Source organism: Mycobacterium kyorinense (assembly GCF_001672775.1).
Classification (GTDB): Bacteria; Actinomycetota; Actinomycetes; order Mycobacteriales; family Mycobacteriaceae; genus Mycobacterium; species Mycobacterium kyorinense_A.
The window spans coordinates 21365-40753 of sequence record NZ_LZKJ01000046.1; the positions used below are offsets into that span (position 1 = coordinate 21365).

Genomic DNA, 19389 nt, shown 5'->3' on the forward strand with positions numbered 1-19389 from the left:
GAGCGTGCGTGTCCCCGGCCGACACGCCGTGATAATTCCCGGGTTTGCGCACCCTCACGGGCGAGTTGACCGCCCGATCTTGTCGGTGCCCTGACCTACAGTTGCTGCTGTGTTCGTTACCGGGGGCAATGTCATCTACAGCGCGTCGGACCTCGCGGCGGCCTCCCGATGCGAATACGCGCTGCTGCGTAACTTCGACGCAAAGCTCGGCCGCGGTCCCGCGATGGCCGTCGAGGATGACATGCTGGCCCGCACCGCCCGCCTCGGCGACGCGCACGAACGACGCCGGCTCGAGTGGTTCCGCAGCCAATTCGGGGCCGCGGTCGCCGTCATCGGCCAGCCGGCATACACCGTCGCCGGATTGACCGCTGCGGTCGAGGCCACCCAACGTGCCATCGCCGACGGCGCGCCGGTGGTGTACCAGGCGGCGATGTTCGACGGTCGATTCGTCGGCTTCGCCGACTTCCTGGTGCGTGACGGCGAGCGGTACCGGGTCGCCGACACCAAACTGGCCCGCTCGGCCAAAGTCACCGCACTGCTGCAACTGGCCGCCTATGCCGACACCCTGGCCCGCTCGGGTGTGCCGGTAGCGCCCGAAGCCGAGCTGATCCTCGGCGACGACACGGTGCTGCCGTACCGCGTCGACGAGTTGATCCCCGTCTACCAAGCCCAGCGCGCGTCGGTACAACGACTACTCGACGAGCACTACGCCGCCGACGGCCCGGTGCGCTGGGACGACGAGCGGGTGCGGGCATGCTTTCGCTGCCCCGACTGCAGCGAACAAGTCCGCGCCGCCGATGATCTGCTGCTGGTCGCCGGCCTGCGCGTCAGCCAGCGGGCCAAGCTGCTCGAGGCCGGCATCGGCACGCTGGCCGATCTCGCCGACCACACCGGGCCGGTGCCGGGCCTGGCGGCGCGGACGCTCGACACCGTGACCGCGCAAGCCAGACTGCAAGTGCGGCAACGTGATACCGGCATCCCACAATACGAGATCGCCGATGCCAAGCCGTTGGCGCTGCTGCCCGAGCCCGACGACGGCGACCTGTTCTTCGACTTTGAAGGCGATCCGCTCTGGACGGCAGACGGCAGCGAATGGGGACTGGAGTATTTGTTCGGTGTCCTGGAAGCCAACGGCGCATTCCGCCCGCTCTGGGCCCACGACCGGGTCGACGAGCGGAAGGCGTTGCAGGATTTCCTCGCCATGGTGGCCAACCGCCGCAAGCGTCACCCCAACATGCATATCTACCATTACGCGTCGTACGAGAAGACCGCGCTGCTGCACCTGGCCGGACGGCATGGCGTCGGCGAGGACGACGTCGATGACCTGCTGCGCAGCGGCACGCTGGTCGACTTGTATCCGCTTGTGCGCAAAAGTATTCGAGTAGGTGCCGAGTCTTTCAGCCTCAAGGCGCTCGAGCCGCTGTTCATGGGACACGAGCTGCGCTCCGGCGACGTCACCACCGCCTCCGATTCGATCACCCAGTACGCCCGATTCTGCGACCTGCGGGCACAGGGCCGCACCGACGAAGCGGCCACCGTGCTGAAAGAAATCGAGGACTACAACCACGATGACTGCCGCTCGACTCGTGCGCTGCGCGACTGGCTGCTGCTGCGCGCCTTCGAATCCGGTGTCACCCCGCTTGGCGCCCAACCGGTACCGGACGGGGAAGCCATCGACCAACACGACCCCCTGACCACGGCCCTGGCGGAGTTCACCGGCGATACCGCCACCGACCGCAGCCCGGAGCAGACCGCGGTTGCGCTGATGTCCGCGGCCCGCGGCTACCACCGTCGCGAGGACAAACCCTTCTGGTGGGCGCACTTCGACCGCTTGAACTACCCCGTCGACGAATGGGCGGACGACTCCGACGTTTTCATCGTCGACGGCGGTTCGGTGGCCGTCGACTGGAATACGCCACCCCGTGCGCACAAGCCCCAGCGACGCGTACGACTGACCGGCGCCCTGGCGCGCGGAGGCCTCGACTCGTCGGTGTTCGCACTCTACGAGGCGCCGGCGCCGGCCGGCATGACCGAAGACCCGGATCGCCGAGCCGCCGGCAAGGCGACGGTCATCGAGTCCGACGACCCGGTGGTCCCCACCCAAGTGATGATTCTCGAGCGGACGCCTAAGAACGGCACTACATTTCAGCAGCTTCCGTTCGCACTCGCCCCGGGCCAGCCCATCCCGACGACACATCTGCGAGATTCGATCGAATCAGCGGCCGCCGACCTTGCCACCGGGTTGCCCGCCCTTCCAAACACCGCCGTCATCGACATCCTGTTGCGCCGTGCCCCACGAACCCGCAGCGGTGCCCCGCTGCCGCGAAGTGCTGACGCAGCGGCAGATATCGCGACGGCGGTGTTGGACCTGGACTCGTCGTACATCGCGGTGCATGGACCACCCGGCACCGGCAAGACCTACACCGCCGCCCGGGTCATCACCCGCCTGGTCGCCGAACACGGTTGGCGCATCGGAGTTGTCGCACAGTCACACGCAGTGGTGGAAAACCTGCTGGACTGTGCAGTCTCAGCGGGAATCGATCCGCAGCGGGCCGCCAAGAAGCGACACGGCCATGAGAAGCCGGCCTGGCAGCTCATCGACGAGAGTCAGTACGCCGGGTTCATCGCCGACACCGCCGGTTGCCTGATCGGTGGCACGGCATGGGATTTCGCCAACCCCAAGCGTGTCCCACCAGCCAGCCTGGACCTGCTGGTGATCGACGAGGCCGGCCAATTCTGCCTGGCGAACACCATTGCCGTGGCATCCGCCGCCAAAAACCTGCTGCTGCTTGGTGATCCACAACAACTGCCTCAAGTCAGTCAGGGCACCCACCCCGAACCGGTCGACACCTCCGCATTGGGCTGGCTGGTCGACGGGCAGCGCACGCTGTCGGCCGAGCGTGGTTACTTCCTCGATCGCTCATACCGGATGCATCCCGCGGTCTGCGACCCGGTCTCGAGGCTGTCGTATGAAGGCCGACTGGAGTCGTATGCCGAGCGCACCGCCGCGCGTCACCTTGCCGGGTATGCGCCCGGAATTCATGTGGTGCCGGTCCGTCATGAGAACAATTCGATCGAAAGCCCGGAAGAAGCCGCGGCTATCGTCGCCGAAGTCACGCGATTGCTCGGTTCATCGTGGACCGGTGAGCACGGCGTGCGTCGGTTGGAAGCCAGCGACGTGCTGGTACTGGCACCGTACAACGCTCAGGTAGTACTTCTGCGTCAACAGTTGACCGCCGCGAATCTGAGCGACGTCGAGGTCGGAACCGTCGACAAGTTCCAGGGGGCAGAGGCGCCGGTGGTCGTCATCTCGATGACGGCGTCGTCCATCGAGGACATCCCGCGCGGAATTCCATTCCTGCTCAACCGGAACCGGTTGAACGTCGCGGTCAGCCGTGCGCAATACGCGGCGGTGATCGTGCGCTCTGAAACGCTCACCGACTACCTGCCCACCACGCCGGGCGGCTTGGTGGATTTGGGCGCTTTCCTGGCACTGACATCTGCCGCCGCGCCGACGGGTTAGTCGTCGCGGAACGAGTGCCGTCCAAATCCCGGCGGGTTGTCGGGATCAGCGCGGTGATGCTTGTTGCGCGGGGGTTCCTCGTCGACGAAGCGGTGGCGGGCAACATCGCGGCCGTGGTCCGGCGGCGACGAGAGCTGCGCGATCGACCGCAGGCGCTGCTCGTCGTCGACATGGAAGCCGTTGTGGGCGAAGCCAATCGGACTGGCGGTGTCGACGCGTGAGTATCGACGCTCCGCGACAGGAGCTCTGAGCGGCGCCGTGTCGCTCTCGTCGGCAGCCGGCTGTCGCGGGGTGCTCGGAGCGCGGGGCACCAAATACTCCACGTAGTCGTCGAAATCGTCTGAGACGTTCGGCATCGCGCGCAGCCGACCGCCGGAAGCGTCGTCGGGGGCGTCGCTGGGCCGCGAATCTCGTTGGCTGCCAAGGACCGAAGCACCGAAGCCGAGCATGAACATGGCAGCAGCCACCCCGAACAGCGCGATGAACGCGGGCAACAGCATCGACTGGGACATTGCGGCCGCAAACGGATCGCGCAGGAACTCGGGCAACTGCAAAGCGCCGCCGCCGACAGCATCAGGGTGCAGACCGCCCGGCATCGGCGGCAGTTCGGCGGTGATCCGGGAGGTCATGAACGCGGCGATACTGGCGCTCCCGAGCACCGCGCCGACCTGGCGGGTCGCGTTGTAGACACCAGAACCCGCACCGGCCAGGCTGGGCGGCAGGTTCCGGGTCGCGGTGGCGCCGAGCGGTTGCCAGACGAACGCCATCCCAAAGCCCATCGCGATGAACACGGCCACCAACCGCCATATCGGGGTAGACGGCGTCATCTCGATCGAGAGCCAGGTCAGCGCAATCGCCAGCACCGAGAAGCCGAAGCCGACGACCGACCGGGGGTGGGCCCTGTCGACGATCCTGCCGACAATCGGCGCAAGCAAGCCGCTGGTGATCGCCATCGGCGCGGTCAACAGCGCCGAGCGGGTGGGAGACAGTCCACAAACCGCCTGCGCATAGAACATCAACGGCAACACCATTGCCGTCGAGGCGAACCCGATGACCGCTACGCCGAGGTTGGACAGGCTGAAGTCCCGATCGCGGAAGATGCCCAGCGGGATCAGCGGTTCGCGGGTGTTCACCGACTGCCAGTAGATGAACGCCACCATGAACCCAATACCTGCCACGATCACCGCCCAAATCCACGGCGCCCACTCCGCGGACTGCCCCTCCTGAAGGGCGAAGACGATCAGGAACATGCCCACCCCGGACAACGCCACACCGACCAGATCGAATCGGTGAGCGTGGATGGGCAGCTGCGGGATCAACCAAAATCCCAGTCCCAGACCGATGATGCCCACCGGGACATTGACGAAGAAGATCCACTCCCAGCCCAGCGCGTCGACCAGCACGCCGCCGGCCAGCGGACCCACCAGGGTGGCGACGCCGGCCGTGGCACCCCACACGCTCATGGCCATCCCGCGCCGCGCGGGCGGGAAGATTCGGGTGATCGTCGACAGCGTCTGCGGGGTCAGCACCGCGGCACCGACTCCCTGGACCACCCGGGCCGCGATGAGCGTGCCGATGCTTCCCGACAGGCCACACCACATCGAGGCCGCGGTGAACAACGCCAGACCAATCAAGTAGAGGTTCTTCGGGCCGAACCGGTCACCGAGCCGGCCCGCCACCAACAGCGGCACCGCATAGGCCAGCAGGTAGGCGCTGGTCACCCAGATCACCTTGTCGTATCCGGTTTCCAGCTTGGTCATGATGCTGGGGTTGGCGACCGCGACGATCGTCGAGTCCAGCAGGATCATGAAGAAGCCCACCATCATCGCCCACAGCGCGTGCCACGGGGTCAGCGGCATGTTCGCACGGGAGCGCGGCGCAGCGCCGCGGTAGGGGCCGCCGGCGGATCGCGCCCGGGCCCCGGCCCCGCTCGGCGCCGTCATATTCCCACCTCGTCTCGGCTTTCCATGTTCGTATCGGGCCGGACCGGCTGCGGCCGACCGGAACGCAGCGAGCCGGCCAGCCCGCGCAGCCAAGCGACCTCGGCTTCCACTGTTGCCAGCAGGTAGTCGAACGCCAGTTGGTAAGCGCTGGCCGGTGTGACGCCGCCGTCACGGATCGCCATGATTTCGGCGGCCCGGGCCTCCATCGCCCCGATGCGGTCGTCGACGGCGGTCGCCGCGGCGTCCCGATCGAGGGTATCGATCTCGGCCAGTGCGGCGACGAACTGTGGGAACTCCTCGACCGGCGTGGCCACCATGTTGCGCACCCGCTCGCCGAGCAGCTCCACGCCGGCGTCGGTGATCTCATAGATGACCCGCTCGGGCCGGTTGCCCTCGCGCCCGGCGGTGGCGCAGCGAATCAATTTCTCCTCGGTCAGCCGATCGACGACGTGATACAGCGATCCCGGCCGGATTTTCACGATGCGGTCCGCCTGCCGCTGGACCAAGGTCTGGAACATCTCGTAGCCGTGCATCGGGCGCTCCCGGAGCAGCGCCAATACCGCTACGCCCAACGAGGTCGGTTGGTAGGCCATTGCGTGCGTCCTGTTTCGCCGGAAGTTGTCGGCCCGGATTATTCCGGGTGGAGTAATCGACCTTGACGCCTCCCCCGGCTTTGGCTGGAGCGGCGCTAATCTGAGATGACGCCATCTCGTCCGGCAGCGATGCGGGCCGTGCCTTGGTCCGACGGCACGCCGGGCACTGGATTCGGAGGCACTATGAGCGCCCGACGGACCGGGTCAACGGGAATTTCCCAGACCGCCGGCAACACCAAGCCCAAAGCATCGGTACGCGCATTGGCGAACGTCATCGAACGCACCGCGCGGGCACAGGAGCCGGCGGCCAGGGCGTATGTGGAGCGGTTGCGCCGCGCCAGCCCCGGGGCCAACCCGGCCGCGATCGCGTCGAAGCTGGAGAAGCGTTACCTGACCGCAGTCACGGCCAGCGGCGCGGCGGTCGGCTCGGCCGCGGCCTTGCCGGGCATCGGCACGCTGGCGGGGCTGTCAGCGGCTGCCGGGGAAACCGCGGTTTTCCTCGAGGCCACCGCCTTCTTCGCGTTGGCGACGGCCGCGGTGCACGGCATCCCCACCGAAAACCGGGAACGGCGCCGCGCCCTGGTGCTGGCGGTGCTGGTCGGCGACGACAGCAAGCACGCCATTGCTGAGTTGATCGGTCCCGGCCGCACCAACGGGGCCTGGCTGTCCGACGGCGTGGCGTCGTTGCCGATGCCGGCGGTGTCGCAGCTGAACTCCCGACTGCTCAAGTACGCGGTCAAGCGCTACACACTTCGCCGGGGCGCTCTGCTGTTCGGCAAACTGCTGCCGGCCGGAATCGGCGCCCTGATCGGCGCGATCGGCAACCGGATGGTCGGCAAGAAGATCGTCCGCAATACCCGGAAGGCGTTCGGCGGGCCTCCCGCCCGGTGGCCGGTGACACTGCACCTGCTGCCGACCGTTCGCGACGAGGCCGGCTAGCCGGCGATGCACGATCGCCGGGCTGTCTCCGGCGCGCCTGGCAGATCGTCGGCAAAGGGTTAGCCTTTATGGGGCGGAAGCGGTCGGTCCGCCGCGGGTGGCAGATGCGCCGGCATACCCGGTGCAATGAGTGGCAAGCGTCGCTTGGCGCGCGTGCCGGACAGAGGAATCGAGGCGAGCAGCTGCCGTGAGCAGTACAAGTTCACCATTCGGTCAGAACGAATGGCTGGTCGAGGAGATGTACCGCAAGTTCCGGGACGACCCCTCCTCGGTCGATCCGAGCTGGCATGAGTTTTTGGTCGACTACAACCCCGAGCCGACGATCGATACCCCGACCACCGGTGACGGGCAACCCGCCGCCCCAGCTCCCGCCACTCCCGAGCCTGCGCCCGCCCCGAGCCCCAAACCGTCAACACCGCCTACCACCACCGCCGCGCCGGGCAATGGCGCAGCCAGCGCACCGGTTGCGCCGGCCAAGCCGGCCGGACCGGCACCGGCCGAGGGCGACGAAGTGCAGGTGCTGCGCGGCGCCGCCGCCGCTGTCGTCAAGAACATGTCCATGTCGCTGGATGTGCCGACGGCGACTAGCGTGCGCGCGATCCCGGCCAAGCTGCTGATCGACAACCGCACCGTCATCAACAACCAGCTCAAGCGCAATCGCGGTGGCAAGATCTCGTTCACCCACCTGCTCGGGTACGCGGTGGTGCAAGCGATCAAGGAATTCCCCAACCTCAACCGCCATTTCGCCGAGGTCGACGGCAAACCCAGCGCCGTGACACCCGCGCACACCAACCTCGGACTGGCGATCGACCTGCAGGGCAAGGACGGTAAGCGTTCGCTGGTGGTGGCCGGCATCAAACGCTGCGAAAGTATGCGGTTTGCGCAGTTCGTCACCGCCTACGAAGACATCGTGCGCCGGGCGCGCGACGGCAAGTTGACCGCGGAAGACTTTGCCGGCGTGACGATTTCGTTGACCAACCCGGGCACCATCGGCACCGTGCATTCGGTGCCGCGGCTGATGGCCGGCCAGGGCGCGATCATCGGCGTCGGCGCAATGGAATACCCGGCCGAGTTTCAGGGCGCCAGCGCCGAACGCATCGCCGAGCTCGGGATCGGCAAGCTGATCACGCTGACCTCGACCTACGACCACCGCATCATTCAGGGCGCGGAATCCGGCGACTTCCTGCGCACCATCCACGAGATGCTGCTCTCGGATGACTTCTGGGACGAGATCTTCCGCGAACTGTCCATCCCCTATGAGCCGGTGCGCTGGCGGCCCGACAATCCGGATTCGATTGTCGACAAGACCGCGCGCGTCATCGAGTTGATCGCGGCCTACCGCAATCGCGGGCACCTGATGGCCGACACCGACCCGCTGCGCCTGGACAACACCCGCTTCCGCAGCCACCCCGACCTCGACGTGCTGACTCACGGGCTGACACTGTGGGACCTCGACCGGGTGTTCAAGGTCAACGGTTTTGCCGGTGCGGAGTACAAGAAGCTACGCGACGTGCTGTCGGTGCTGCGGGATGCCTACTGCCGGCACGTCGGCGTGGAGTACACCCACATCCTCGAACCCGAGCAACAGCAGTGGCTGCAGGAGCGGGTCGAGGTCAAGCACGACAAGCCGACGGTGGCTCAACAGAAATACATCCTGTCCAAGCTCAACGCCGCCGAGGCGTTCGAGACCTTCCTGCAGACGAAATACGTTGGGCAGAAGAGGTTCTCGTTAGAGGGCGCCGAAACGGTCATCCCGATGATGGACACCGTGATCGACCAGTGTGCCGAGCACGGTCTCGACGAGGTCGTCATCGGCATGCCGCACCGCGGTCGGCTCAACGTGCTGGCCAACATCGTCGGCAAGCCGTACTCGCAGATCTTCACCGAGTTCGAGGGCAACCTGAACCCGTCGCAAGCGCACGGTTCCGGCGATGTCAAGTACCACCTCGGCGCGACCGGCGTCTACATCCAGATGTTCGGCGACAACGACATTCAGGTGTCGCTGACCGCCAACCCGTCGCACCTCGAGGCCGTCGACCCGGTGCTGGAGGGGCTGGTGCGCGCCAAGCAGGACCTGCTGGACAAGGGCACCAGCGAGAACGGGTTCTCGGTGGTGCCGATGATGCTGCACGGTGACGCCGCCTTCGCTGGGCAAGGCGTGGTGGCCGAAACGCTGAACCTTGCGCTGCTGCCCGGTTACCGGGTCGGGGGCACCATCCACATCATCGTCAACAACCAGATCGGGTTCACCACCTCACCGGAGCACTCCAAGTCCAGCGAGTACTGCACCGACGTCGCGAAAATGATTGGGGCGCCGATCTTCCACGTCAACGGCGACGACCCCGAAGCGTGCGAATGGGTGGCGCGGCTGGCGGTGGACTTCCGGCAGAAGTTCCACAAGGACGTCGTGATCGACATGCTGTGCTACCGCCGCCGCGGTCACAACGAGGGTGACGACCCGTCGATGACCAACCCGTCGATGTACGACGTGATCGACGCCAAACGCGGTTCGCGCAAGAGCTACACCGAGGCGCTGATCGGCCGCGGCGATATCTCGATGAAGGAAGCCGAAGACGCCCTGCGCGACTACCAGGGCCAGTTGGAGCGGGTGTTCAACGAGGTCCGCGAGCTGGAGAAGCACGGAGCACAACCCAGCGCATCGGTGGAGTCCGACCAGATGATTCCCGCGGGGTTGTCCACTGCGGTGGACAAGTCACTGCTGGCCCGGATCGGGGATGCGCACCTGGCCGTGCCCGAGGGGTTCACCGTCCACCCGCGGGTCAAGCCGGTGCTGGAGAAGCGCCGGGAGATGGCCTACGAGGGCAAGGTCGACTGGGCGTTCGCCGAGTTGCTGGCGCTGGGATCGCTGGTGGCCGAGGGCAAGCTGGTGCGACTGTCGGGCCAAGACACTCGCCGCGGCACATTCTCGCAACGGCATTCGGTGATCATCGACCGGGTGACCGGCGCAGAGTTCACCCCGCTGCAACTGCTGGCCAGCAACCTCGACGGCAGCCCGACCGGGGGCAAGTTCCTGGTCTACGACTCGCCGCTGTCCGAATTCGCCGCAGTCGGTTTCGAATACGGCTACACCGTCGGCAACCCGGACGCAGTGGTGCTGTGGGAGGCCCAGTTCGGCGACTTCGTCAACGGCGCACAGTCGATCATCGACGAGTTCATCAGCTCCGGTGAAGCCAAGTGGGGGCAGTTGTCCAACGTGGTGCTGCTGCTGCCGCACGGCCACGAGGGCCAGGGCCCCGACCACACGTCGGGGCGTATCGAACGCTTCCTGCAACTGTGGGCGGAGGGGTCGATGACGATCGCAATGCCGTCGACCCCGGCGAACTACTTCCACCTGTTGCGCCGGCACGCCCTGGACGGAATCCAGCGACCGCTGATCGTGTTCACCCCGAAGTCGATGCTGCGCAACAAGGCCGCGGTCAGCGACATCAAAGACTTCACCGAGATCAAGTTCCGTTCGGTACTCGAAGAGCCCACGTACGAAGACGGCGATGGTGACCGAAGCAAGGTCAGGCGCATCCTGCTGACCAGCGGCAAGATCTACTACGAGTTGGTGGCCCGCAAGTCCAAGGATCAGCGCGACGACGTCGCGATTGTGCGGATCGAACAACTGGCGCCGCTGCCTAAGCGGCGGCTCAACGAGACACTGGACCGCTACCCCGACGTCAAGGAATTCTTCTGGGTGCAGGAGGAGCCGGCCAACCAGGGCGCGTGGCCGCGGTTCGGTTTGGAGTTGCCCGAGTTGCTGCCGGACAAATTGACTGGCATCAAACGGATTTCGCGCCGGGCGATGTCGGCGCCGTCGTCGGGTTCGTCGAAGGTGCACGCCGTCGAGCAGCAAGAAATCATCGACCTGGCCTTCAGCTGAGTCCTTGGCGCGAGCGAGCGCGCTTTTTGCGGCGAGTGTGCGCGCCTTTTTGCGGCGAGTGTGCGTGTCCCCGGTCGACACGCCGAGCCAATCGCGTGTTTTGCGCACGCTCGCGGTGAGCATTGCTCAGAGGTCTAGGACCAGGTCGTCACGGGGCGCCGCGCAACAGATGAGCACCGTCCCCAGCGGCGGCTCTTCCAGCGGCGGTTGCAGGTAGGTCGGTGTGCCCGCGACGATTCCGGTGACGCAGGTGTGGCAAACGCCGCTTCGGCAGGCGAATCGCGTTGGCACGTCGCAAGTCTCAGCGAGCTCCAGAATGCTGGCGTAGCCCGGTGCCCAGTTCACGGTGAGTCCGCTGCGCGCGAAGGTGATTGCCGGGCCCGGCCCCGGGGTGCCCGGGGGCGGATGGGGGCGTGCGGTCTTCGACGCGGACACGACGCCGGGGTTGATAGCAGGCAAGGCGCCAAACAGTTCGGTGTGGATCTGGCCAGAACTGAATCCGCAGGCAGCCAGCCCGTCGCGCATGGCGTCCATGAATGGGCCTGGGCCACAGAGGTACACAGCAGCGTCGCCGGGTAGGTTCAGCGCGGCAATCGATTGCCGGTCCAGACGACCGAGAGTGGCGCCGCTGCCACTCTGCTTGCTGGCTGTGTAGAAAACGAATTGCCGGGCATCGGGCAACGAGGTGATCAGGCCGGTGACTTCTGCTGCAAAAGCATGGGTCTCGGCGTTGCGCGTCGTGTGGAGCCACGTGATGGGGCGGTTGCTATTGGTTGCGGCCAGAGCGTGCAGCATAGCCAGCACCGGAGTGGCCCCGATGCCGGCTGAGATCAAGACGACGGGAGTGCTGCCGTCGGTGAGGCAGAAGTCGCCGCGCGGGATGGCTGCTTCGATAATCGAACCGACGTTGACATGGGCATGCAGCCAACGACTTACCAGGCCGTGGCTTTCGCGTTTGACGCTGATGCGGTAGTCCCGTGCCGCAGGGTCGCCCGAAAGTGAGTAACTGCGCATCGGCGGTGGATCACCCGCATCGGGGATCCGCACCGTGAGGTACTGCCCGGGAAGCGGCATCGGCAGTGGGGCGCCATCGTCGGACTCAAACCGGATCGACAACACTGAGGCGGTCTCGTGGCGGATTGCACTGACGCGTAACGGCCTGAATCCCGTCCAACCGGGTTCGACGCCCATCGTCGGCGTGGCCGGCGCACCTGAACTCTGCGTGAGCATGTCATGGAACGACTGTTGCCAGCCCGGGCTGAGTGCCGGCACGTCGACGGCTTTGCGGAGTTGGGCCATGTCGCGGTCGGGCAGATACAACAGCGCGTCGACGTCGGCGACACTGAGCTCGTGCGGACCGCGGCGGGTCAACACGATCGCGTCGCCGGCCTGCACCTGCCCTTCGGTGATCACCCGGAAGTAGAAGCCAGGGCGGTGATGGGCCACCAGCAGATTGGGCATGGCAGGTTCGCCGAGGCGCATTCCGACCCGGAAGCAGGTGACGCGTGGCTGGGTGACCTCAAACTCAGCATCGCCGATGCGGTATCGGTCGCCGATGCAGACGTCTCGGTCACTGAGCCCACTAACAGTGAAATTTTCGCCGAAATGGGCCGGCCGAAGGTCGTCGCGGCGCAGATGGGCCTTCCAGTAGTCGTATGACTCAAGTTGATAGACCAACACCGCGCGTTGTTCGCCACCATGTCCGGCAAGATCGCCCTGACCGTCACCGTCGATGTTGAGCCGGCGCACCATGACCGGGCCGTGGACCGGTGCCTTCCAGATTCCGGTGTGGACCGTCTTGCCTCGCCATTGGACGTCTTTGGGCGTGCCGACATTTACCGATACAAGCCGCGCCACCACTGGCCCCGCGGCGTTCTGCACACGCGAATACGTCTCGTCGACCTTGAGCGCCGCCATCGGACCGCCTCCGAGCCTCGCGACAAATTGGGATGGCCCGCCCAGAATATGTGGGATGCAGCGGCTGCGTCAACAGCCGATAGCGCAACTATTGTGAAACGCAGCCGATGGTGCATACTGGGATGCACGTCCCAGAACTACGACGCGCAAAGCGCATCGCCGAATCGCACATCGACTCAGGAGGATCACTCATGCCGAGTGTTCATCATCGCTACGCCGTCATCGGTGATCACCGGTTGTTTTACCGCGAGGCCGGCGACCCCGACGCCCCCGCGGTGGTCCTCTTGCACGGATTCCCGACCAGCTCCTACATGTTCCGCCATCTGATACCCGTACTGGCCGACCGCTATCACGTGATCGCGCCCGATCATCTCGGCTTCGGGCTCTCCGACGCGCCGGGCGTGGCGGATTTCAACTACACCTTCGATGCCCTGACCGAGTTGACTGCCGGCTTGCTGCGCACCCTGGGCATCGATCGGTATGCGATGTATGTACAAGACTACGGCGCTCCGATCGGATGGCGGTTGGCCCTTGAGAACCCGACGGCGATCACAGCGATCATCAGTCAAAACGGCAACGGTTACGACGCCGGCTTCGTGGAGAGCTTCTGGAAAACGGTGTGGGACTACCACAGTGCGCAGACTCCCGAAACTGAGGCAGCGGTACGACAGTTTCTCACCCTCGACGCCACCCGTTGGCAATACGTCACCGGCGTTCCTGACGAGACACTGCTCGACCCGGAATCCTGGTATCACGACTATGCATTGATCTCCCGGCCGGGCAACGACGAGGTGCAACTCAAACTGTTCTTTGACTACGCGACCAATTCCCCGCTGTATCCCCGGCTGCATGACTACTTCCGCTCCAGCAGCGTGCCACTGCTGGCGGTGTGGGGTCGGGGCGACAAGATATTTGGTCCAGCGGGCGCCGAAGCCTTCTCCGACGACTTACCCGACGCCGAGATCCATCTTCTCGACGGCGGTCATTTCCTGCTGGAGTCCGCACTGGACGAGGTCACCGAATTGGTCCGAGAGTTCCTCGCCAAACAGCTACCCGCAGCCTGACGCCGACCGGTGATGACAAGTGGGTTGGATATCCCATAGTTCCGGGCCGGAGCGGCTAACCTGAGCACATGGTCAGCGCCGAGGTGCCCAGCGGAGAACGGCTGACCATAAAAGGACGCGCCACACGCGACCGGATCGTGAACGCGGCAGCCGAACTGATCATCAGTACGGGGTTCTCGACGCTCACTATGGACAACGTACGCAAGGCCGCGTCGGTCAGCGGCTCACAGCTGGCCCATTATTTTGCCGACAAGCAGGCGTTGGTGCGCGCGGTCATCGCCCGCCAGATCAACGTGGTGCTCGACTTCCACCGCCAACCGCGGCTGCACAGGCTGGCATCGTTGGCGGACTTCGAACGCTGGATTGACCTGAATATGCGCCACTTACGGCGGATTGGCTACTCCGGGACACCGACCTACCATGCGCTCGCAGGCCAGCTCGCGAAGTCCGACGACGCGATACGCGACGAGCTGGCGACCGGCTACCGGCAATGGGTCACGTTGCTCGAGCACGCGATCGAGCAGCTGAAGAAACAGGGCGTTCTGGTCGCCCAAGCCGACGCGCGCCACCTCGCGCTGGTAATCGTTAGCGCCCACCAAGGCGGCGCCACCTTGACTTTCACTTATCGTGAGGATTGGCCGCACGCCGACGCAGTGCGATTCGCGGTGAACTATCTGCGGATGTTCGCCACCGATCCGGCGGAACGGGTGGCCCGGCCACCGCGCCGGCCCCGTGCGCGACGCGAAAGACACTGAGCCGCCATGCCGTCGCGCGTCGCAACCCGGTGCCCGGCTGACGGGCGGTACAGTCGAGAATCCGGCGACCAGTGACCACTACCGATTGACGCGTGCCTAAGGCGTAGCCATGGTGTCCGACGACGTGCGGTTGACCCGCAAGGGACGGGCAACTCGTGCCCGCATTGTCGACGCCGCCGCCAAGCTCATGTTCGAAGGCGGTATCGCGGGCACCAGTATCGATCAGGTTCGCAGCGCGGCCGATGTCAGCGGCTCCCAAGTCGCGCATTACTTCAAGAACAAGCGTGATCTGACCCGCCAAGTCATCGCGGCACGCCGCAATGATGTCGTGGCATTTCATACTGGTCCCCCGCTGGCTCCGCTGGACAGCCTCGCAGCGCTGCAGGCCTGGGCTGACACCTGCGTGGCCGACGCGGACACCGTGTACCGCCGAGGCGGATGTGTTTATGGCTCGCTGGCTGGTGAGCTGATCGAAGCCGACGAGGACGTCCACCACGACATCGCCACCGGCTACGAGCAATGGATCGCGCTGTTTCGGGCCGGGCTCACCGCTATGCGTCGCCGCGGCGACCTGCGCCGCGACGCCGACCCTCGACATCTCGCCGTCGCACTGGTGGCCGCGCACCAGGGTGGGGCGATGCTGACCTACATCACCGGCACTGCAGAGCCGCTGCGCGCAGCGGTCAATGCCGCCGTCGACTACGTGCGTTCCTTTGCGCCGGGGCCGCGGGCCACGTCATCGCCGCGCACACCGAAATCCTGACTTTCGCACGCTCGTCAGGCGTCGCTCAGACGGAATCATTCTGCTGCTGGACAACCGCTGCGCAGATGTTCATAATACTGGGTTAAATATCCCATTTCGGGAGGAACAGATGTCGGCCTGCGATCCGTCGCCTCCACGCGCTCGACCCGGCAATCGCGGCGGGCGCGGCATCGCCGGCGCGTCGAACGACGGTCCGCGGCAATAGCTCCGCACTGGAAAGGAAATGCGATGGGTTTGGCATGGCAACAGGGGCCGCTGAACACCGGATCGGTAGGACACTTCCTCACCCCGCGGCCACTGCCGGAGCGACTGCTCTATGCCGAGCCGTTGCGCCGCCGGATGCGTGTGCGGTTCGCCGACGAGTGGATCGCCGACAGCGAAGAGGTGGTGCTGCTGCACGAGCCGGGCCGCTATCCGGTGGCCTACTTTCCACGCGGCGACATCCGGCCGAACACGTTGGTCGATGAAGACCGGACCACCCAGCACCGCGAGTTCGGCGAGGTGCACTGGTTGTCCGTACACGCAGCGGACCGCGTGGCCAATCACGCCGCCTGGCACTACCCGGCGTTACCGGACTACGCCGACATTCTCACCGGGCGGATAGCGTTCGCCTGGCGCGCGATGGATGCCTTCTACGAAGAAGACGACCGCATCGTCGGGCACGCCTCGGACTTCTACCACCGCATCGACATCCGCAACACCTCACGCCATCTGGTGGTGCGCGACGGTGATCAGGTCATCGCCGATACCCGGGCACCGCTCGCCTTGTACGAGTCCGGTTTTGCGCCCCGCTGGTACGTGCCTCGCGCCGACATTGACGAAGCAGCGCTGAATCCCGTTGACGGACAGACCTTCTGCCCTTACAAAGGCCTGGCCAATTACTACAACATCGGCGACCGCAAACGCGCCGCATGGTCTTACGTCAACGCCTGGCCGGAGGTGGCCGCGGTGCGCAACCTGGTGTCCTTTGAACCCGACAAGATCGCCGTCTACCTCGACGACACACAGCTGCACCTCGAGCCCGGTCAGACCGTGGTCGCGCACGGCATCGACCGCGGGCTCGACCCCGACGAAGTCCTGCAGACAAGCGCGGTCTGAGAGTCCCTGCGATGAAGGCACAACTGGAAGTCGTGATTTTGCCGGTCTCGGATCCCGATCGGTCGCTGCGGTTCTACCGTGACCAGGTGGGCTTCAACCTCGACGTCGATTACGCCCCATCAGCTGATTTCCGGGTCATTCAGCTGACACCCGCAGGTTCAGGGACGTCGATCCAATTCGGGGTCGGACTAACCGACGCGCCTGCGGGCTCGGTTCCCGGCCTTTACCTCGTGGTCTCCGATATCGAGGCGTCTCGAACGGAACTGGAGCACCGCGGGGTCACCGTCAGCGAGATCCGGCACAAGGACACCGACGGCGGCTGGCGAGGCGGCTTCCGCCCAGGGATCGACCCAGGCCGCACTGACTATGCGAGTTTTGCGGACTTCCAGGATCCCGACGGCAATGCCTGGGTCCTGCAAGAGCGTGGTCACTTGCCGGCGTGACCACGTCTTCGATGCCGAGCTTGCCGGCAGTGCTGGTATTCGATGTCAACGAGACGTTGCTCGACTTCGACGCCATGGCACCGCTTTTCGAGCGGATTTTCAGTGATGCGCGGGTGCTGCGCGACTGGATGAGTCAGCTGTTCATGTATTCGATGACCGTGACACTGTCCGGCCAGTACGTCGACTACTTCAAGCTTGGCGAGGGACTGCTGCAGATGCTTGCCGACATTCAGGGCGTGACGGTCACCGGACAGGATCTGCGGGCAATACGCGACGGGATGTTGACGCTGCCGGCCTATCCGGATGCGGCAGATGGCCTTGCCATGCTCCACGACAACGGTTTTCGCCTCGTCACCGTGACCAACTCGCCGCCGAATCTGGACGGTCCGAGCCCACTGGAGCGTGCCGGCCTGGGTGAGTTTTTCGAGCAACAGTTCAGCGTCGATTCCGGTCGCGTCTACAAACCCGCTGGGCGGGTTTACCACGACGTCGCAGAACAGCTCGACGTGGCACCGTCGGCGTGCATGATGGTCGCCGCACACGTTTGGGACACCCTGGGCGCACAAAGCGTCGGATTCAGCTCAGCGTTGATCACCCGCCCAGGTAACGCGCCTCTACCAGTCGACGGCTTGCCGCAACCAACCCTCGTCGCCGCCGACCTGCGCGAGTTGGCTCAAACTCTTGGCCCAGCACACGGATGAAGCCGGAGACTGCGGTGAGTGAGCGACGAATCAGCCCAGACCGGCTCAGACTGTTCTCCGACGCCGTGTTCGCGGTCCTCATCACGATCCTGGTTTTGAAGCTCAAACCGCCGGAGAGCACCACTTTCGGCGCCCTATTGCCGCTATGGCCAACGGGTTTGAGCTACGTGGTCAGCTACCTTTTCATCGCGATCGTCTGGGTCAACCACCATCATCTGCTCAGCTACGCGGAGGTAGCGACGCCCCGGCTGGTGTGGTCGAACTTCGCCCATCTCTTCTCTGTCTCACTGATTCCATTCACTACCGAATGGATCGCGGACAGCAGGCTGGCCGCGGCCCCAATGGTCCTGTACGCGGCTGTATTCGTGTTTGTCGATGTCACCTACCTCGCACTCTGCTGGGAAGCCATCGATCGACCCGCCCGCGTCGACGTGCCGGCGCGCATGCGCCGGCTGCTGCGCATGCGATCGTTCATCACCATCGGTGTATTCGCGGCCGCGGCAGTGGTCGCGGTCAGCTGGCCGGTGGTAGCGATGGGGATGGTCTGCCTGTGTCTGGCCGGATACTTACGGCCGGATTTTCCAATATCGAAAGCCACCCCGACGAGAGGACAACCGATGGGGATCGCCGGCAACCAAGGGTCGTCGACGCCGGACCAGCTGCCTACTGCGCCGGCGGTGGTGCGTGAGCAACCGGGCGGGGACACCATGCGGGCGATCATCCTGGAGAAGTTCGGCGGACTGGACAGCTTGGTCTACGCCGATATTCCTAAACCACTACCGAAGGAAGGCGAAGTCGTCATCCGAGTCAAAGGGTTTGGCGTCAACCACGCCGAGATGCACATGCGCCGGGGAGAATGGGCGGAGGCCGCAGAAGTCAGTGGCATCGAGTGTGTCGGCGTCGTCGAGTCGTGCCCCGGCAGAGAGTTTCCGGTCGGAGCCAAAGTCGCAGCACTCATGGGCGGCTTAGGGCGAACCATCAATGGCAGTTATGCCGAATACACCCGCGTGCGTGCCGGCAACGTCGCGCTCATCGAGTCCGACCTGCCGTGGTCCCAGTTGGCCGCGTTGCCCGAAACCTATGCGACCGCGTGGACATGCCTGTTTCGCAACCTCAAGCTCACCACCGGACAAACCCTGGTGATCCGCGGTGCGACTTCATCTTTCGGTCAGGCGGCACTCAAAATGGCAGTCGCCGCCGGTGCACGGGTCATCGCCACCACCCGTAGCCGCGAGCGTTTTCGCCTGCTCGAGGGACTCGGCGCTGAACGCGTGGAATTGGAACGACGAGATCTGGCTAAGCACATCGCCGAAGCCAAACAACTCGACGCGGTCCTTGATCTGGTCGGTAACAGCACCATTCTTGACTCGCTCGACATGTTGCGCCGCGGCGGCACCGCCTGTCTGGCGGGGTGGTTGGGTGGACTGGCGCCGATCGCGGACTTCAATCCGCTCCTGCAGATGGCCAGCGGCGTGTACCTGTCGTTCTTCGGTAGTTTCGTCTTCGGCACGCCCGGCTTTCCGCTGTCCGACGTGCCGTTGGCAGACATCGCACGACAAGTCGCCGACGGTCGCCTCGAGGCGACGCCGGCGCGAGTGTTCTCCTTCCACGAGATCCATGAAGCCCACCGGGTCATGGAGGCCGGCGAAGCCAACGGAAAGATGGTGGTCGTCGTCGAATGAGCGGTACCTAGCCCGATCGGCCCGTGAAGTCCACACCTCGACCCAGGCCCGCATAGGCCGTACCGGGGGTACCGACTAGCCT

The 19389-nt window shown here is 65.2% G+C and carries 13 protein-coding genes and 1 pseudogene; 11 read left to right on the plus strand and 3 right to left on the minus strand.

The annotated features are described in order from the left end of the window. The first annotated feature begins 109 nt into the window (after window positions 1-109). Window positions 110-3523: a TM0106 family RecB-like putative nuclease gene (locus A5707_RS03985; protein WP_065013222.1), complete on the plus strand. Its 3414-nt coding sequence runs from the start codon at window positions 110-112 to the stop codon at window positions 3521-3523. Here A5707_RS03985 and A5707_RS03990 read toward each other — a convergent pair. Next, entirely contained in the window at window positions 3520-5466 is a 1947-nt protein-coding gene (locus tag A5707_RS03990; protein WP_082969238.1) for an MFS transporter, read from the minus strand. The genes A5707_RS03985 and A5707_RS03990 overlap by 4 nt on opposite strands. After that, a complete protein-coding gene (locus A5707_RS03995; protein WP_065013224.1) occupies window positions 5463-6059 on the minus strand; it encodes a PadR family transcriptional regulator in 597 nt (198 codons plus the stop codon). The genes A5707_RS03990 and A5707_RS03995 overlap by 4 nt, the downstream gene beginning before the upstream one ends. 183 nt (window positions 6060-6242) lie before the next feature. Between A5707_RS03995 and A5707_RS04000 the strand changes: the two genes are divergently transcribed. Both A5707_RS04000 and A5707_RS04005 read left to right on the plus strand, forming a co-directional pair. Continuing rightward, window positions 6243-6998 carry a hypothetical protein gene (locus tag A5707_RS04000; RefSeq protein WP_065013225.1) on the plus strand — a complete coding sequence of 252 codons (756 nt, stop codon included), beginning with the start codon at window positions 6243-6245 and terminating at the stop codon, window positions 6996-6998. Window positions 6999-7185: 187 nt separating this feature from the next. Beyond that, window positions 7186-10884, plus strand: coding sequence for a multifunctional oxoglutarate decarboxylase/oxoglutarate dehydrogenase thiamine pyrophosphate-binding subunit/dihydrolipoyllysine-residue succinyltransferase subunit (locus tag A5707_RS04005; RefSeq protein WP_065013226.1), 3699 nt, complete (start codon window positions 7186-7188; stop codon window positions 10882-10884). A 126-nt stretch (window positions 10885-11010) separates the two neighbouring features. Here A5707_RS04005 and A5707_RS04010 read toward each other — a convergent pair whose 3' ends face one another. Then, complete coding sequence (locus A5707_RS04010) at window positions 11011-12741, minus strand: MOSC domain-containing protein (protein WP_065013258.1); 1731 nt, start codon at window positions 12739-12741, stop codon at window positions 11011-11013. Window positions 12742-12992: 251 nt separating this feature from the next. Here A5707_RS04010 and A5707_RS04015 point away from each other — a divergent pair, with 251 nt between their 5' ends. From A5707_RS04015 to A5707_RS24830, 8 genes and pseudogenes are all read left to right on the plus strand, one after another. Next, window positions 12993-13865 (plus strand): alpha/beta fold hydrolase, encoded by an 873-nt coding sequence (locus tag A5707_RS04015; protein ID WP_065013227.1) that lies wholly within the window; start codon window positions 12993-12995, stop codon window positions 13863-13865. Between the two features lie 68 nt (window positions 13866-13933). Continuing rightward, window positions 13934-14620: a TetR/AcrR family transcriptional regulator gene (locus A5707_RS04020; RefSeq protein WP_065013228.1), complete on the plus strand. Its 687-nt coding sequence runs from the start codon at window positions 13934-13936 to the stop codon at window positions 14618-14620. A 109-nt stretch (window positions 14621-14729) separates the two neighbouring features. Continuing rightward, complete coding sequence (locus A5707_RS04025; RefSeq protein ID WP_065013229.1) at window positions 14730-15383, plus strand: TetR/AcrR family transcriptional regulator; 654 nt, start codon at window positions 14730-14732, stop codon at window positions 15381-15383. Window positions 15384-15611: 228 nt separating this feature from the next. Next, window positions 15612-16481, plus strand: a complete 870-nt coding sequence (locus A5707_RS04030; RefSeq protein ID WP_065013230.1) for a DUF427 domain-containing protein — start codon at window positions 15612-15614, stop codon at window positions 16479-16481. Between the two features lie 11 nt (window positions 16482-16492). Continuing rightward, window positions 16493-16924, plus strand: coding sequence for a VOC family protein (locus A5707_RS04035; RefSeq protein WP_065013231.1), 432 nt, complete (start codon window positions 16493-16495; stop codon window positions 16922-16924). A gap of 11 nt (window positions 16925-16935) precedes the next feature. Then, window positions 16936-17625 carry a haloacid dehalogenase type II gene (locus A5707_RS04040; protein ID WP_065013259.1) on the plus strand — a complete coding sequence of 230 codons (690 nt, stop codon included), beginning with the start codon at window positions 16936-16938 and terminating at the stop codon, window positions 17623-17625. Then, a pseudogene (locus tag A5707_RS24825) lies at window positions 17622-17909 on the plus strand (TMEM175 family protein); the annotation flags it as partial. The gene A5707_RS04040 and the pseudogene A5707_RS24825, both read left to right, overlap by 4 nt. A 333-nt stretch (window positions 17910-18242) precedes the next feature. After that, a complete protein-coding gene (locus tag A5707_RS24830; RefSeq protein ID WP_197495238.1) occupies window positions 18243-19307 on the plus strand; it encodes a zinc-binding alcohol dehydrogenase family protein in 1065 nt (354 codons plus the stop codon). Window positions 19308-19389: the final 82 nt, after the last annotated feature.

Excerpts from the sequence above, each read along its gene's own strand:
- A5707_RS03990 (WP_082969238.1), bottom strand. The coding sequence starts at position 5,466 with ATGACGGCGCCGAGCGGGGCCGGGGCCCGGGCGCGATCCGCCGGCGGC.
- A5707_RS03995 (WP_065013224.1), bottom strand. The coding sequence starts at position 6,059 with ATGGCCTACCAACCGACCTCGTTGGGCGTAGCGGTATTGGCGCTGCTC.
- A5707_RS04000 (WP_065013225.1), top strand. The coding sequence starts at position 6,243 with ATGAGCGCCCGACGGACCGGGTCAACGGGAATTTCCCAGACCGCCGGC.
- A5707_RS04015 (WP_065013227.1), top strand. The coding sequence starts at position 12,993 with ATGCCGAGTGTTCATCATCGCTACGCCGTCATCGGTGATCACCGGTTG.
- A5707_RS04020 (WP_065013228.1), top strand. The coding sequence starts at position 13,934 with ATGGTCAGCGCCGAGGTGCCCAGCGGAGAACGGCTGACCATAAAAGGA.
- A5707_RS04025 (WP_065013229.1), top strand. The coding sequence starts at position 14,730 with ATGGTGTCCGACGACGTGCGGTTGACCCGCAAGGGACGGGCAACTCGT.
- A5707_RS04030 (WP_065013230.1), top strand. The coding sequence starts at position 15,612 with ATGGGTTTGGCATGGCAACAGGGGCCGCTGAACACCGGATCGGTAGGA.
- A5707_RS04035 (WP_065013231.1), top strand. The coding sequence starts at position 16,493 with ATGAAGGCACAACTGGAAGTCGTGATTTTGCCGGTCTCGGATCCCGAT.
- A5707_RS04040 (WP_065013259.1), top strand. The coding sequence starts at position 16,936 with ATGCCGAGCTTGCCGGCAGTGCTGGTATTCGATGTCAACGAGACGTTG.
- A5707_RS24830 (WP_197495238.1), top strand. The coding sequence starts at position 18,243 with ATGGGGATCGCCGGCAACCAAGGGTCGTCGACGCCGGACCAGCTGCCT.